The organism is Methylophilus sp. YYY-1 (assembly GCF_029132825.1).
Taxonomy (GTDB): domain Bacteria; phylum Pseudomonadota; class Gammaproteobacteria; order Burkholderiales; family Methylophilaceae; genus Methylophilus; species Methylophilus glucosoxydans.
Genome location: NZ_WOVG01000003.1, coordinates 512,180 through 526,032, shown reverse-complemented (window position 1 = coordinate 526,032; position 13,853 = coordinate 512,180). Strand labels below are relative to the sequence as shown.

Sequence of the window (13,853 nt, the reverse complement as noted above, 5' to 3'; positions counted from 1 at the left end):
TCGAACAGGGCCGTGAAACGAACTTGCGCCAATGATAGTGTACTCTTCGTATGCGAAAGTAGGTCATCCCCAAGCTCCTATTCTAAAAAGCCCTCGGCAGCAATGTCGGGGGCTTTTTTATTGCCTGTAAGCGGTAGGCAGATGAAATTCAGGCAGAAAAAAACCCGGTGCAAGCACCGGGTTGAAGTGTCTATTAAGATCAACTCAAAATAGACTGCCATGAAAACTTAAGCGCTGCACTGCAGCGTTACATATAATTGACACCGCTCAAGCGGTTGTTGCTCTGCTGCTTCTCCCTCTTTTACACACATCTTAAAAAATACACAGGCGTATGTCATTGACCCAGGTGGGCTATCAAGAAATCTCAGCAAGAGTTTCAGCGGAATAGACGTGTGAGCATAAAGCCTTAAAAGAGACATGTTAAAATGACACGATGTCTCAATACCATGTCTTAATCCCCAGTGCTGGTCGTGGTTCGCGTATGCAATCATCACGACCGAAACAGTATTTACCATTGAATGGTGAGCCGCTGTTGAAGCATGTAATCCAGACATTTGAATCGTTTGCAGCCATCACTAGCATTTCGGTGGTTATCGCAGAGGATGATCAGGACTGGCAACCGGCTTTACTTGCGGGATGCCAGAAAACACGCGTGCTGCTGTGTGGTGGCGCGACTCGCGCTGAAAGTGTGCTAAACGGATTGCGTGCCCTGAATGCTCAAGTTCAGGCGCGAGACTGGATTCTGGTGCATGATGCCGCGCGGCCTGGCATAGATCATGAGATGCTATTACGGTTAATAGACAGCGTGGGTGATGACGATACTGGAGCGATTTTGGCTTTGCCACTGGCCGATACGCTAAAGCGTGCCGGGACGCAGACCACGATTGCAGAGACTATCCCGCGTAATCATTTATGGCAGGCTCAAACGCCACAAATGTTCAGATATGCGGAGTTGCAATCTGCGCTCAGTCACTCGATCGAAAAACAACCTACCGATGAAGCGCAAGCCATGGAGTGGATGGGACATCACCCAAAACTAGTCCAAGGTAGCCTTAAAAACATGAAAGTCACTTATCCTGACGACCTGCAAGTGGTTGCTGCGTTGATGCAGATGAGCCTGTCATAGAAAGCAAAAAGTATGATTCCTGTGAGAATTGGGCACGGTTTTGACGTGCACGCCCTGGTAACCGGGCGGGATTGCATTATCGGTGGCGTGAATATCCCGCACAGTCATGGACTGGATGGGCATTCGGATGCAGATGTCCTGTTACACGCTATTTGTGATGCCTTGTTAGGGGCTGTCGCGTTGGGAGATATCGGTAAGCATTTTCCACCAACAGATATGCGCTTTAAAGGCATAGATTCACGCGAGCTTCTGCGGCATGTGGTGCGCTTGCTGCATGACAAGGGTTATCTGGTTGGTAACATTGATGCCACGGTGATATGTGAGGCGCCACGACTGGGCAAGCATACTTCGCAGATGTGTATGAACATTGCCAGTGATTGCGATGTGGCGATTGAACAGGTCAACGTCAAAGCGACGACGACTGAAAAGCTGGGCTTCACTGGCCGCAGTGAAGGTATTGCGGCAGAAGCCGTTTGTACTGTGTATTCCAAGTAGTTGATGATGCGATTGTTTAGCCGTTTTGAAGCACTGGTTTCGCCGTTTCCTGCCGAAATCCTGACGCGTTTACCTACCCGTTTCTGGCCTTTTATGTGGGCCTGTTCGTATGGGATGCGCCGTTATATTTTAATTATGACGCTGCTGACAGCCTGTATCGGCTCGTTTGAGGCTTTGCTGTTTGCCTTGATGGGCAAGGTGGTCGATAAGTTGACAGCCATCCAACCGTCACAATTATGGACGACGCATCAATCTACATTATGGCTAGTGGCGGCGGTATTGGTTGGCAGTACCGTGGTCATTCTGTTCCAGACCTTACTCAAGCATCAGACATTGGCTGGTAACTTCCCAATGCGTTTGCGCTGGCAGTTTCATCAGCATATGCTGAATCAAAGCATGGGGTTTTATCAGGACGAGTTTGCTGGCCGCGTGTCGGCGAAAGTGATGCAGACTGCATTGGCTGTGCGCGAGGTGTGGTTTATTCTGGCCGATATCATGGTGTATGTGTTGCTGTATTTCACTACCATCGTCACGGTGGTGGGCAGCTTTCATCCTTGGATGGTTTTGCCGTTTTTAGGCTGGTTAAGCTTGTATGCCTGCGCGCTGGTTTATTTTATTCCGCGTTTAGCCAAAGTCTCGCAGCATCAGGCAGATGCGCGTTCTCTGATGACCGGCCGGATTACGGATGCCTATACCAATATTTCCACGGTTAAACTGTTTTCGCATGCCGGGCGCGAGGCCAGCTATGCGCAATCTGCCATGCAAGAGTTTCTGGATACCGTGCATGGGCAAATGCGCATGGTGAGCTGTGTCGAGAGTATCAATCACTTTTTAAATATGTGTTTGATCATTGCCAGTGGCAGTATGGTGCTATGGCTGTGGTCACAGGGCCTGGTCGCTGCCGGTGCGGTTGCGGCCGTAATGGCGATGAGCTTGCGCTTAAATGGCATTTCACATTGGGTCATGTGGGAGCTGACCTCGTTGTACGAGCAAATTGGCACCGTACAAGATGGCATGAATACGCTGTCGATTGAAAACCGCGTGCTCGATCAGCCAGATGCCGTCGCGTTAAACGTCCCTAAGGGTGAAGTCGTATTTGAGAAAGTGGAGTTTGCTTATGACAAGCAACCACCCCTGTTGAAGCAGTTTGATTTGCATATCCGCCCCGGAGAGCGTGTCGGCCTGGTCGGCCGCTCTGGCGCGGGCAAGTCTAGCATCGTCAATTTGCTTATGCGGTTTTATGACATTCAGGCCGGGCATATTCGTATCGATGGGCAATCGATCGCCTCAGTGAAACAAGACTCCTTGCGGCAACAGATTGGCATGGTAACCCAGGATACTTCTCTATTACACCGCTCCGTCAGGGAAAATATTTTATATGGCCGCCCAGATGCAAGCGATGAAGAGATGATAGTGGCTGCCAAGCGGGCCGAGGCACATGACTTTATCCTCACCTTGCGCGACGCCAAAGGCCGTACCGGCTATGACGCCCATGTCGGTGAGCGCGGGGTTAAACTGTCTGGTGGCCAGCGGCAGCGCATTGCCATTGCCCGTGTCATGCTTAAAAATGCGCCTATTCTGGTGCTGGATGAGGCCACCAGTGCCCTGGATTCTGAAGTCGAGGTCGCTATTCAACATCATTTGTCGCAGTTGATGGAAGGTAAAACCGTCATTGCGATTGCGCACCGCTTGTCCACCATTGCAGCCATGGACCGGTTGATTGTGCTGGATCAGGGGCGGGTGGTCGAAACCGGCACCCATCAGGCCTTGTTGGCGCAAGATGGGATTTACGCCAAATTATGGACGCATCAGAGTGGTGGCTTTTTGGGCGAATAGCCCGTTCAACTCCCAGACGGTTCCTTTTCTAATATCACGCTTCAATTATCAGGCCATTCGGCCTGATTTTTTTATGTCTGTGTTTGGCATCGCCTCTGTTCAATTGTGACAGTCTGTCATATTACCGCCACTTTTCTGCAATCTAATCTGCTTAGTATTGTCATCAAATTTTCATGGAGTATTTTCGATGGCTAGTCTTGCTGTCCGTTGTAATCGCGGGTTTACCTTGCTGGAGTTATTGGTGGTGATGGTCATTATCGGCCTGTTGGCCGGCTATGTCGGCCCCAAATATTTCCAGCAGATTGGCAAGTCAGAAGTCAAAACGGCCAAAGCGCAGATCGCCGCGCTGGAGCAGGCTCTGGATCAGTTCCGTCTGGATGTCGGGCATTATCCGAGTACTGAACAAGGCTTGACGGCCCTGATGAATAACCCAGATAACCAGCCAAACTGGGCCGGCCCTTATTTGAAAAAAGAAGTGCCCAACGACCCTTGGGGCAAGCCTTACCAATATCGCATGCCCGGCCAGCACGGCGAGTATGATCTCTACAGCCTGGGTAAGGATGGCCAGGTGGGTGGCAGTGACGAAGCGCAGGATATCAGCAACTGGTAAATGCCATGCACTATCAGGCAAAAGTGTTGAATGGCAGCACCCTGACCATGGTGGAGCTGCAAGCCGATGATGAGCAGGATGCTTACGCCCAGTTAAAGGCGAAAGGCTTGTTGCTGGTCTCGCTGCAGGCACAAAAGCAGGGCAAAGTAGCCAAGCGCCAGGCGTTTCCGTTGGCTTTGTTCAGCCAGGAGTTACTGGCCTTGCTCGATTCCGGCTTGAACCTCGTCGAAGCCATTGATGCACTGGCCTTGCGTCAGGATCACACGCGTGGTGTTTTGCAAGGCATCTTGCAATCACTGCAGCAGGGTAAGTCGTTTTCTGCGGCCCTAGAGCGGCAGTCTGCGGTATTTCCGCCCCTCTACATCGCCACGGTGAAAGCCGCCGAGCGCACAGGGGACCTGGGCAATGCCTTGTCTCGCTATATCTCTTATCACAATCAGGTGTCATTACTCAAAAAGAAAATCGTCAGCGCGTCAATTTACCCGCTGCTGCTCATCGTGGTTGGCGGCTTGGTCATTGCGTTTTTGATGGGCTTTGTCGTGCCTAAATTCAGCAGCGTCTACGAAGGCACGGGGGCAGACTTGCCCTGGATGTCACAGCTGATGCTGCAATGGGGCAGCCTGATTGCCCAGCATGGCGAGCTCATGTTGATGCTACTGGTCAGTGTATTGGTCATGCTGGTCGTGTTATTGAAACATCCGGCCATGCGGCAGTGGATGTTACGCACCTTGTGGCGTATTCCAGCCATCGGTGAAAAGCTGCAACTCTATCAATTGGCACGCTTTTACCGCACGCTGGGGATGTTACTGGCGGGGGGAACCCCAGTGATGGTGGCACTTGATTCGCTGGAAGGATTGCTTGATAGCAGTCTTGCGTTGAGCCTCAAGCAGGCGCAAACCATGATTAGCCAGGGGCAACCCCTGTCACAGGCCTTCCAGGTCAACGGCATGACGACGCCGATTGGCGAGCGCATGTTGCTGGTGGGCGAGCGCGGGGGCAATGTGGCACAAATGATGGACCGCATCGCCAGCTTTTATGATGAAGAGTTGGCACGCTGGATAGACTGGTTTACCCGGCTGTTTGAGCCCTTGCTCATGCTGTTTATTGGCCTGGTGATCGGCGTGGTGGTGCTGTTGCTGTATATGCCCATTTTTGAACTGGCAGGACAAATTCAATGAACCAGCCTCTCCCCAATCAGCACGTGCCTGCTGAGCCACTACAGTCGCTCTCTGCAGAACTATTATCGCAAGCACAAACGCAGGCCTTGCAACAGCAACGGCGCGTGATCGAGGTGCTCGAAGACCTGCTCCCGGTGGACACTGAAATTCTGGTGAGCCAACTGGCTGACTTGCTGCATTACCCGGTCGCCACCATGCGCGATATGCGCGAGTGGCAGGTAGCTTTTGAAGTCATCAGTTATAACGAAGCGCAGCAAAAAGAGTGTCTGGCGTTTTATGACGCGCAAAAAACACTCATTCTCGTGTTTGCTGACCCGTTTAACCGCCAATTGCCGTTGTGGGTACAGCATGCCGTAAAACAGCCGTTTGTCTGGCAGTTGGCACATCGGCTGGAGATTAGCGCCTACCTCGCCGGTGAAGAAGAAACCATGCGTGCCATGGATGGCGTAGGTTTGCCCAGTGAGCAAATGCAAGAAGGCGAGGACGAGCTGGTCATGCAGCTCTCGCTCAAGTCCATTCACGAAGATGCCAACCCCATCGTCAAGCTGATTAACTCCACCTTATACGATGCCCTCAAAACAGGCGCCAGCGATATCCACCTCGAAACGCATGCAGGCGGTCTGGCCGTGAAATACCGGATTGACGGGGTGATGGCCAGCATCGCCAATAGCCCCGGTCTGGACAGTGCCGAGCAGGCCATTTCGCGGATCAAGGTCATGGCGCAACTCGATATTGCCGAACGCCGGATTCCGCAAGATGGCCGCTTTAAAGTGCATGCCATGGGCCGCCTGATTGATTTCCGTGTCTCTATCATGCCCAGTGCGTTTGGCGAGGATGCCGTACTGCGGGTGCTGGACCGAAAGGCCTTGACCGAGCAGGCGCAAGGCTTGAGTTTGAAAGCGCTGGGCTTTGATGCCGATGTGATTGCCAGATTCCGCAAATTAGCCAGCGAGCCGTATGGCATGGTGCTGGTCACTGGCCCGACCGGCAGTGGTAAAACCACCTCTTTATATGCCGCCATCTCAGAGGTGAATACGGGGTTTGACAAGATCATCACCATTGAAGACCCGGTTGAGTACCAGTTACCTGGCGTGCTGCAAATCCCGGTCAATGAGAAAAAAGGCCTGACCTTTGCGCGTGGCCTGCGGTCAATTCTGCGGCATGACCCGGACAAGATTATGGTGGGTGAAATCCGCGATGCCGAGACTGCACAAATTGCCGTGCAAGCGGCGCTGACTGGCCATCTGGTGTTTTCTACCGTGCATGCCAACAGTGTGCTCGATGTCATCGGCCGTTTCATGCATATGGGCGTAGACCCTTACCATTTTGTGTCAGCAGTGAATGGCATTATTGCCCAGCGCCTGGTGCGCGCCTTGTGTCCGCATTGTGCCGAGCCGTTTGTGCCGGATGCTGACTTGCTCAGTGCCTCTGGCTTAAGCGCTGAGCAGGCCGCCAGCATGCAGTTTATGCATGCCCAGGGCTGTGGCCATTGCCGCGGCACGGGTTACAAAGGCCGTAAAGCGGTGGCCGAAATACTGGTGCTTAATGACGAGTTGCGCGAGATGATTATTGCCCGCCAGCCGATCCGCCAGTTGAAAGAGGCGGCTGCCAGAAATGGCATGCGTACCATCCGCGAGGCGGCGATCAGCGCCGTGGCTGAAGGCATGACCAGTTTGCAGGAGGTTAACCGTGTCACGTTTGTTGCCTGAGTTCAGCGTACTTGGCCTGACGCGGATCCTGGTGTTGTCTGACCAGTTGCAGGCCGAACATATTCCGGTGGGTTTTGCTTCGTCCCCTGTCTTTGCGACGACTGCCTGGTCAGGCGCAGATGCGCTTGCGTTGCAGCCAGCATTACAGGCAGTGCTGGCACAGTTGCCAGCCACACGCTGGCAAAAGATAGAACTCTATCTCGCTGACCAGCATGTGCATCTGATGCGCTTGCCTGCCATGACCCAAGGTCTGCAGGCATTTGACTGGAGCGGGCAGGATCAGCAAGCCTATGCGCGCGCCATGCTTATGCAAACTTATGGTGAAGCCGCACGTAGCTGGCCTTTCCGCTTACAGGATGTTTGCCAACCACAAGATAGCCTGCTGGTGGCGATCCCGGTGTTGCAGACACTGGATTGGACTGCGTTGTTACGTCCGCATGCCCTGCAATGGCAGGTGCAAGCCTATGCTTGCGCCTTGTGGGCCAACACCCGGCTGCCCAAGACCGGCACCGTGCTAACCGCAGAGCCGCAAATGCTCAGGCTGTTGCAGCTTGAGCAAGGGCGTATTATGCATGTGGCCGGGCTGGCGGCCTCTCTGCAGGCAGTGGAAACCATGGCAGACTGGGTGTTGCGTGAGCGTACCTTGCTGGGCGTGCAGGCGTCAGCGTGTTACTGGGTAACCGAGCCCGGCAACCACAGGGCGTTAAATACCGGTCATCATCTCAAACAAGCTTTGGCGGGTCAGGTCAACTGGCAGCTGTTGCCATCAGCGAGACCACTCACTCAGTTGCGTCAGGAGGTCAGTCATGTGGCCGCAGCCTGAGTATCATATGGATTTTGCGCGTCCGTTATTTGCCTGGCAATGTGTGCGTTGGCCAGGACTGGCGCTGGTGGCAGCATTATTGATGACGGTATGGCTCACCTATGCCGAAGAGACCGAGCAAACCGCGCACTTGCAGTCACTCACTGAGCGGCAGCAGCAACTGACCGAGCAGCAGTCCGCAATGCAGGGCGCTGCACCGCGTACTGAGCAACACCCACTCAGTCAAGCCAACATCAAGCCGGTAGCGGTATTAAGCCAGCCGCAACAAAAGGCAGCGCAAAAAATTGTGCAGCAACTCAATGTGCGCTGGTTTGACTTGTTGCAGGCGCTAGAAGCGAGCCAGGTCGCCGATATCGCGTTGTTGCAATTGACCCCTGATGCCAATCGCGGCCAATTTGTATTGTCGGGCGAGGCGAAGAGCTACGCGGCGTTATTGAATTATGTCAGTCATTTGCAAGGCCTGACGACGCTGCATGAGGTGCATTTGCAAAAACACCAGGTCAATGACAGCCATCCGCAGCGCCCGGTCAGCTTCGAAATTCAGGGGGGCTGGCAACCATGAAATCGGCACGTATGTTTTCGGCCCTGACTATGGTCTGGCTGCTACGGCGTGCGGCCTGGTATCTTGGCTGGCTGCCCATGCTCGTGAGCGTCTTGTTGCTCATCTTATGGGGCGTGTTGTCGCAGCAGCAGTCTGCCACAACCACGCAAATTACTTTGCTCACGCAAGCCATCCAGCAACTTGAGAGCCAACCGATAGCACCTGTGGCCAAGGTCTCAACCACCATTGTCAAACCGGAGGTGAGCGAAAGTGCGCCGGAATACCTGGCCGCCTTATGGCAGCAATTACCAGAGTTTGCCGACCTGTCGCCACGCATGATGCAGATTGCGCGCCTGGCGCAAAAACGCCAGATGGCCTTGAATGTGGGCGATTACCAGTGGCAACTGCATGCCGCCAGTGACGCCACGCAGGAGATTCAGCAATATGACATGCGCTTCAATATTCAGACCGATTACCTGACTTGCCGGCAGTTTATTGTCGATGTGTTGCGGCAATATCCTGCTATGGCCTTGACTGGCCTCGAGTTTCGCAAAAACGAGACCATGCAGCCAATGCTGGACGCGACGTTGACGTTTTCAGTGTTTATCCGGGGAGGGCGCAAGCATGGCAGTTAGCGCCAAATCCTCGACTTCGCCCGTGATTTGGCTGGCCTTGCTGTTGACGTTGGGCCTGGTCTACTGGCAATGGTCGGCAGCGCCTCAAGCGGAGCTTGATCTGGTTGCGGTCAGACCTGCCAAGAAAGTAGCAGTGGCTGAGTCTGTGCCAGTCAGCGCGGATACGCATCAGCCGTCAGCGCGTGTGGCGAGCAGTCAAACTGCCAGCCCTCAAGAGGAAACCGCTGCCATGCCAGAGGCCGCGTATTTCAAGCGCCAGTTACCCGCGGGCAAGCCTGCGCATGTGCTATTTGCGGCGCATGAATGGTTACCGCCCCCGGTCAAGCCGCCCCCACCGCCTCCGCCGCAGGCGCCGCCTTTGCCTTATAGCTATGTCGGTAGTCTCAAGGAGATGCCGGGGGGCGACTTGGTGATTTTAATGCAGCAGAAAAAGATGTTGATGCCCAAACTGGGCTCACAGGTCGATACGCAATGGCGCTTGGACCGCGAGGATATGCAGGCGGTGTATTTCACCTACCTGCCATTAAACAAAGGGGTGGTGTTGAGTAAAAGCAAAGCCGCAACCACGCGTCAGGTTGAGCCAGAAAACAATCCAACAGAAGAAATGTTAAACCAATGAATGTTTTGAATCCAAGTCTGCGATCATGGTCAAGCGTGCCACGCAGTTTGTCTTTCGCTGCCTGTACGCTGGTACTGTCATCGTGCGGCCTGTTTCCGCCCAAACTGACGGCGACGACCCCGGAAGGCAAAGTCCAAGAGCTGGCCCAACAGGTGGCAGAGCATCCTGCGGATGTGACTTTGCGCAACCGCTGGTTTCGCGAGCGTGAGCTGGCAATCAACGCCTTGCTGGCGGACGCCGCTGCGGCAGATGCCAAAGGCGATATTGCCACCGCCAAGCAAGCTTATGCGCGCATTCTGACGCTGGATCCTTATCAACCTAAAGCGCTGGATTATGCGCGTGCCAGTGATCGTGAAATCGTGCTGCGCAAGCAGTTAGAGATTGCCAAACAGCATATCAACCAGCCCAAGCAGGCACTCAAGGAAGTGCGGGATATTTTGTTGGAGCAACCGACCAATAGCGAAGCCCAGGCGCTGGAAAAGCAACTGATAGCCATGGAGCCGCGTGCACGTGCCAGCCTGCCGCAATTGCAAACCGCCATCAACAAACCGGTCACGCTGGAATTGCGGGATGCCAACATCAAGGTAGTGTTTGAGGCATTGTCCAAAGCCACCGGGATTAATTTTGTGCTGGATAAAGACATTAAAGCCGAGACCAAGGCCTCGGTGTTCGTCAAGAAAATGCCAATTGAAGAGGCGGTGGAGATGGTGCTAGCCAGCAACGGCTTGCAGAAAAAAGTGCTGTCACCCACCAGTGTGTTGGTGTATCCGGCCACCCAGCAAAAGAACAAGGACTATCAGGACCTGTTGATCCGTAACTTTTATTTTGCCAACACCAGTGCCAAGCAGTGCGCGGATATGTTACGGACGATTTTAAAAATCCGTGATGTGTATGTCGATGAGCGCCTGAACATGCTGGTGTTGCGTGACCGGCCGGAAGTGTTGGCCTTGGCAGAAAAAATGATCAAGGCGCAGGATATTGCCGACCCTGAGGTCATGCTCGAAATTGAGGTGATGGAAGTCACGCGTGGCAAGTTGCAACAATTGGGCATCAGCTATCCCACCTCACTCACGGTGCTCAATAGCCCATTGACGCTGGAAGCGCTCAAGAGCATCAAGTCGAGTGATATTGGCGTCAGCCCTAACCCCGGCGTACAGTTCAAAACCACAGACAGTGATTTGAATCTGTTATCCAATCCGCGTATCCGCGTCAAAAATAACGAAAAAGCCAAGGTGCTGGTGGGCAACAAGGTGCCGGTCATCACCACCAATACCACGGCCAATGTGGGGACCTCCGAGAGCGTGTCCTATGTCGATGTTGGCCTCAAGCTTGAGGTCGAGCCGCGCATCATGCTGGATGATTTTGTCAGTATCAAGGTGAACCTCGAAGTCAGCTCGCTGGGTGAGGCTGTGACCTTGAGCAATAACTCCAAGGTTTACAATATTGGTACCCGCAATGCCAGCACCATCCTGCGGCTTAAGCATGGCGAAACGCAGATCCTGGCCGGCTTGATCCAGGATTCCGAGCGCAAGAACGCAACCAAATTACCTGGGCTGGGCGAAATCCCGATCTTGGGCCGCCTGTTCTCCAACAACACCGATGACAAGAGTAAAACAGAAATTGTGTTGGCGATTACGCCCAAGGTTATCAGTAACGTCACTTTGCCAGAAGCCACCTTCTCTGAGTACTGGAGTGGCACCGACAGCGTGATTTCAGACAAACCACTGATGAACAGCATGCCAGCTGCGCCTACCATCACGCGTAGCCAGCAAATCCGTGAGCTGCAGTTACAGCGGCAAAATGAGTTGAATGAGGGCAGCAACACACCTGCCAATGAGCCCGCCAATGATACGCCTGACGCTGCGCCGCCGCCCGAACCGGCCTTACCCGCACCAGACACGGCACCGGCGAATTCAACAGCCGCGCCACAAGCGACGCCCTCATCAGATGGTCTTTCAAACAATATCAGGGACTTGCCCGAACAGGGCACGACCAGTTTGCCAGCGCCCAAGGAGATCCCCTGATGCGCCAACGCGCGTGCTTGCAGTCTAGTGCTTGCCCAGGCTGTGGATTCACGTTGATTGAGCTCATGGTGTCGCTGGCGATTATCGCCATCATGGCCAGCATTGCCACGCCCATGATACAAGTCACGGTGCAGCGGCAAAAAGAACAACAGTTGCGTACACATTTGCATGATATCCGCCGCGCGATTGATGCCTATAAAAAGGCGGCGGAGGATGGGCGGGTGAAAAAAAATTCAGATGCCAGCGGTTACCCGCCAAACTTGCAAGTGTTGGTCGAGGGCGTCGACGATCTCAAAGACCCCAAGCATAAAAAATTACGTTTTTTAAGGCGGATTCCTTTTGATCCCATGCTCAACAAGCGCGACGACACTGCGCCAGTGGCGGCTTGGGGCTTGCGTAGTTATGACAGTCCACCCGACCAGCCGCGCTATAACCAGGATGTCTATGATGTGTATTCACTGAGCCCGCGCATCGGCCTGAATGGAGTTCCCTATGCGCAGTGGTAATCGTTGGCGGCGGTGGCGTGGCTTCACGCTGGTGGAGTTATTGGTGGTGCTGTCGATTTTAGCCTTGCTACTGTCGCTGGCACTACCGCGCTATTTTTCTGGCGTACAACGCGCCAAAGAGCAGGCGCTCAAACAACAGTTAATCACCACGCGCAAGGCGCTGGATGAGTTTTATGCCGATCAGGGGCAATACCCGGAAAGCCTGCAGGAGCTAGTGGACAAGCGCTATCTGGACAAATTACCTTGGGACCCTATCTCGGAGCATAACGATACCTGGGTAATTACACCGCCAGAGCTGCCTTTGCTGGGTGGCGTTTATACCTTGCATAGCAGTGCGACTGGACAGGCTTCGGATGGCAGCGCCTATACGGATTGGTAATGGGCCAGGGCTATGTCGCTTGATATGAGGCCTGTTAAACTAGCAGTCACCTATCCGCGTGGCAGCGTATTCCTGCGCGGCTTTTCGTATTTAGGCATCATGGTCACGCTGGCGATTGCCGCCATTGCCATGCAGGGCGCGGCCAGTCTTTGGCAGCAACAGTCCCAGCGTAGCAATGAGGCCCTCTTGCTTGAAGTGGGAGAGGCTTACCGGCTAGCAATCGGCCGCTATTATGAATCTACGCCGCAAGCCGTTAAACAATACCCGGCGAGTCTGGAAGAGCTGTTAGAAGACAAACGGTTTCCTGTGCCTAAAAGACATCTGCGCAAAGTGTACGTAGACCCTTTTGCGGTCAAGCAGGGCATGCGTCTGATCCTCAGGGATGGGCGCATCATCGGCGTTTACAGTCCGTCTACGCTTGTGCCCATCCGTCGCAATGGTTTTCAGGATGCGCAGGCCGACTTTCAGGCGGCCAAGCATTACAGTGACTGGAAGTTTGTATACGAGCCGAATAGTCTGGCCAGTTTGGAAGAGGCCTGGGCCAACCGCTAATGCAGCGGCTGGATGAGTTTGGACTTAAATACCTGATAGTAGCGCAATACTTTAGGCACATATTGCTGTGTCTCTGCATAAGGCGGCACCGTCCGCTGATGCGATTTGACCGCTTGCGGCCCGGCATTGTAAGCCGCCAGTGCCAGCACCACATCGCCTTCAAACAAGTCCATGAGTTGCTTTAAATAGCGGGATCCCCACAAGATTTGCTGTGAGGCTGACCAGGCACGCACCGGGGTAGGGGTCAGCGTTTTGGCAGTGGCAGGCATCACCTGCATCAGGCCATAAGCACCTTTGGGTGAGGTGGCTTTGGCATTGTAGCCAGACTCGGCAGCAATCACGGCATGAATCAGTGCAGGCTCCAGTTGTGTGACTTGTGCAGCGGCCTGTACTTCTGCCTGATAGGGCAAGTGCGCTGTCGACCAACGAGACCCCGTCAAGGTTTTGCGCCCGTCGTCTGCAATTACTGGCTCGGTTTCTGTGTCCGTCTCCCCGGTATTGCTGATCACAATTTCTGTGTCATCAGAAGGGTCCAGTACAATTTGTCCGGCCAGGTGTTCAATCGTTTCAGCCGCGTGTGCTGGAATGCACACCAGTAAGGTGAGCACAAAAAATACACGCAATTTGACTACGAGGTTTGGCATCTCTCAATAGTCTCATGCGCAAGTGACATTCTTAAGACACATAGACTGGTTATATTGTTAATGAGCACTCATTGCGTGAATGCTTCTATCACCATTGCTGTTGCTTGATGGCTGGTTCATCTAATGAATTTTTCTCTTCGTAAATAATAGTCCGCGTATTGATCCATTGTCATTAA

Annotated in this window: 15 protein-coding genes; 14 read left to right on the top strand and 1 reads right to left on the bottom strand. The window is 53.7% G+C overall.

The annotated features are described in order from the left end of the window. Positions 1-433 precede the first annotated feature (433 nt). From ispD to GOC95_RS11520, 14 genes are all read left to right on the top strand, one after another. Positions 434-1,126 (top strand): 2-C-methyl-D-erythritol 4-phosphate cytidylyltransferase, encoded by a 693-nt coding sequence (gene ispD, locus GOC95_RS11585; protein WP_275357217.1) that lies wholly within the window; start codon positions 434-436, stop codon positions 1,124-1,126. A 12-nt stretch (positions 1,127-1,138) separates the two neighbouring features. Then, positions 1,139-1,621: a 2-C-methyl-D-erythritol 2,4-cyclodiphosphate synthase gene (gene ispF / locus GOC95_RS11580; protein WP_275357215.1), complete on the top strand. Its 483-nt coding sequence runs from the start codon at positions 1,139-1,141 to the stop codon at positions 1,619-1,621. A 6-nt stretch (positions 1,622-1,627) separates the two neighbouring features. Then, complete coding sequence (locus tag GOC95_RS11575) at positions 1,628-3,457, top strand: ABC transporter ATP-binding protein (protein ID WP_275357229.1); 1,830 nt, start codon at positions 1,628-1,630, stop codon at positions 3,455-3,457. 187 nt (positions 3,458-3,644) lie between these two features. After that, positions 3,645-4,067 carry a type II secretion system major pseudopilin GspG gene (gene gspG / locus GOC95_RS11570; protein ID WP_275357213.1) on the top strand — a complete coding sequence of 141 codons (423 nt, stop codon included), beginning with the start codon at positions 3,645-3,647 and terminating at the stop codon, positions 4,065-4,067. A gap of 5 nt (positions 4,068-4,072) precedes the next feature. Further along, entirely contained in the window at positions 4,073-5,245 is a 1,173-nt protein-coding gene (locus tag GOC95_RS11565; RefSeq protein ID WP_275357212.1) for a type II secretion system F family protein, read from the top strand. Then, positions 5,242-6,954 (top strand): GspE/PulE family protein, encoded by a 1,713-nt coding sequence (locus tag GOC95_RS11560; protein ID WP_275357210.1) that lies wholly within the window; start codon positions 5,242-5,244, stop codon positions 6,952-6,954. The genes GOC95_RS11565 and GOC95_RS11560 overlap by 4 nt, the downstream gene beginning before the upstream one ends. Beyond that, positions 6,935-7,777 carry a hypothetical protein gene (locus GOC95_RS11555; RefSeq protein ID WP_275357208.1) on the top strand — a complete coding sequence of 281 codons (843 nt, stop codon included), beginning with the start codon at positions 6,935-6,937 and terminating at the stop codon, positions 7,775-7,777. Before GOC95_RS11560 ends, GOC95_RS11555 begins: the two co-directional genes overlap by 20 nt. Next, positions 7,761-8,339, top strand: coding sequence for a hypothetical protein (locus GOC95_RS11550; protein ID WP_275357206.1), 579 nt, complete (start codon positions 7,761-7,763; stop codon positions 8,337-8,339). Before GOC95_RS11555 ends, GOC95_RS11550 begins: the two co-directional genes overlap by 17 nt. Continuing rightward, positions 8,336-8,953 (top strand): hypothetical protein, encoded by a 618-nt coding sequence (locus tag GOC95_RS11545; RefSeq protein WP_275357204.1) that lies wholly within the window; start codon positions 8,336-8,338, stop codon positions 8,951-8,953. The genes GOC95_RS11550 and GOC95_RS11545 overlap by 4 nt, the downstream gene beginning before the upstream one ends. Further along, complete coding sequence (locus tag GOC95_RS11540) at positions 8,943-9,572, top strand: hypothetical protein (RefSeq protein WP_275357202.1); 630 nt, start codon at positions 8,943-8,945, stop codon at positions 9,570-9,572. Before GOC95_RS11545 ends, GOC95_RS11540 begins: the two co-directional genes overlap by 11 nt. Beyond that, positions 9,569-11,596, top strand: a complete 2,028-nt coding sequence (locus tag GOC95_RS11535; protein ID WP_275357201.1) for a secretin N-terminal domain-containing protein — start codon at positions 9,569-9,571, stop codon at positions 11,594-11,596. The genes GOC95_RS11540 and GOC95_RS11535 overlap by 4 nt, the downstream gene beginning before the upstream one ends. Beyond that, on the top strand, positions 11,596-12,102 hold the full coding sequence (locus GOC95_RS11530) for a type II secretion system protein (protein ID WP_194747436.1): 507 nt from the start codon (positions 11,596-11,598) through the stop codon (positions 12,100-12,102). The genes GOC95_RS11535 and GOC95_RS11530 overlap by 1 nt, the downstream gene beginning before the upstream one ends. Beyond that, positions 12,089-12,481, top strand: coding sequence for a prepilin-type N-terminal cleavage/methylation domain-containing protein (locus GOC95_RS11525; protein ID WP_194747434.1), 393 nt, complete (start codon positions 12,089-12,091; stop codon positions 12,479-12,481). Before GOC95_RS11530 ends, GOC95_RS11525 begins: the two co-directional genes overlap by 14 nt. A gap of 24 nt (positions 12,482-12,505) precedes the next feature. After that, a complete protein-coding gene (locus GOC95_RS11520) occupies positions 12,506-13,033 on the top strand; it encodes a type II secretion system protein (protein WP_275357198.1) in 528 nt (175 codons plus the stop codon). On the opposite strand, the gene GOC95_RS11515 is transcribed toward GOC95_RS11520, so the two are convergent. Further along, entirely contained in the window at positions 13,030-13,677 is a 648-nt protein-coding gene (locus GOC95_RS11515) for a lytic transglycosylase domain-containing protein (RefSeq protein ID WP_275357197.1), read from the bottom strand. The genes GOC95_RS11520 and GOC95_RS11515 overlap by 4 nt on opposite strands. Positions 13,678-13,853: the final 176 nt, after the last annotated feature.

Excerpts from the sequence above, each read along its gene's own strand:
- GOC95_RS11550 (WP_275357206.1), top strand. The coding sequence starts at position 7,761 with ATGTGGCCGCAGCCTGAGTATCATATGGATTTTGCGCGTCCGTTATTT.
- GOC95_RS11545 (WP_275357204.1), top strand. The coding sequence starts at position 8,336 with ATGAAATCGGCACGTATGTTTTCGGCCCTGACTATGGTCTGGCTGCTA.
- ispD (WP_275357217.1), top strand. The coding sequence starts at position 434 with ATGTCTCAATACCATGTCTTAATCCCCAGTGCTGGTCGTGGTTCGCGT.
- GOC95_RS11540 (WP_275357202.1), top strand. The coding sequence starts at position 8,943 with ATGGCAGTTAGCGCCAAATCCTCGACTTCGCCCGTGATTTGGCTGGCC.
- GOC95_RS11560 (WP_275357210.1), top strand. The coding sequence starts at position 5,242 with ATGAACCAGCCTCTCCCCAATCAGCACGTGCCTGCTGAGCCACTACAG.
- GOC95_RS11520 (WP_275357198.1), top strand. The coding sequence starts at position 12,506 with ATGAGGCCTGTTAAACTAGCAGTCACCTATCCGCGTGGCAGCGTATTC.
- GOC95_RS11515 (WP_275357197.1), bottom strand. The coding sequence starts at position 13,677 with ATGCCAAACCTCGTAGTCAAATTGCGTGTATTTTTTGTGCTCACCTTA.
- GOC95_RS11535 (WP_275357201.1), top strand. The coding sequence starts at position 9,569 with ATGAATGTTTTGAATCCAAGTCTGCGATCATGGTCAAGCGTGCCACGC.
- GOC95_RS11565 (WP_275357212.1), top strand. The coding sequence starts at position 4,073 with ATGCACTATCAGGCAAAAGTGTTGAATGGCAGCACCCTGACCATGGTG.
- gspG (WP_275357213.1), top strand. The coding sequence starts at position 3,645 with ATGGCTAGTCTTGCTGTCCGTTGTAATCGCGGGTTTACCTTGCTGGAG.
- GOC95_RS11530 (WP_194747436.1), top strand. The coding sequence starts at position 11,596 with ATGCGCCAACGCGCGTGCTTGCAGTCTAGTGCTTGCCCAGGCTGTGGA.
- GOC95_RS11525 (WP_194747434.1), top strand. The coding sequence starts at position 12,089 with ATGCGCAGTGGTAATCGTTGGCGGCGGTGGCGTGGCTTCACGCTGGTG.
- GOC95_RS11575 (WP_275357229.1), top strand. The coding sequence starts at position 1,628 with ATGCGATTGTTTAGCCGTTTTGAAGCACTGGTTTCGCCGTTTCCTGCC.
- ispF (WP_275357215.1), top strand. The coding sequence starts at position 1,139 with ATGATTCCTGTGAGAATTGGGCACGGTTTTGACGTGCACGCCCTGGTA.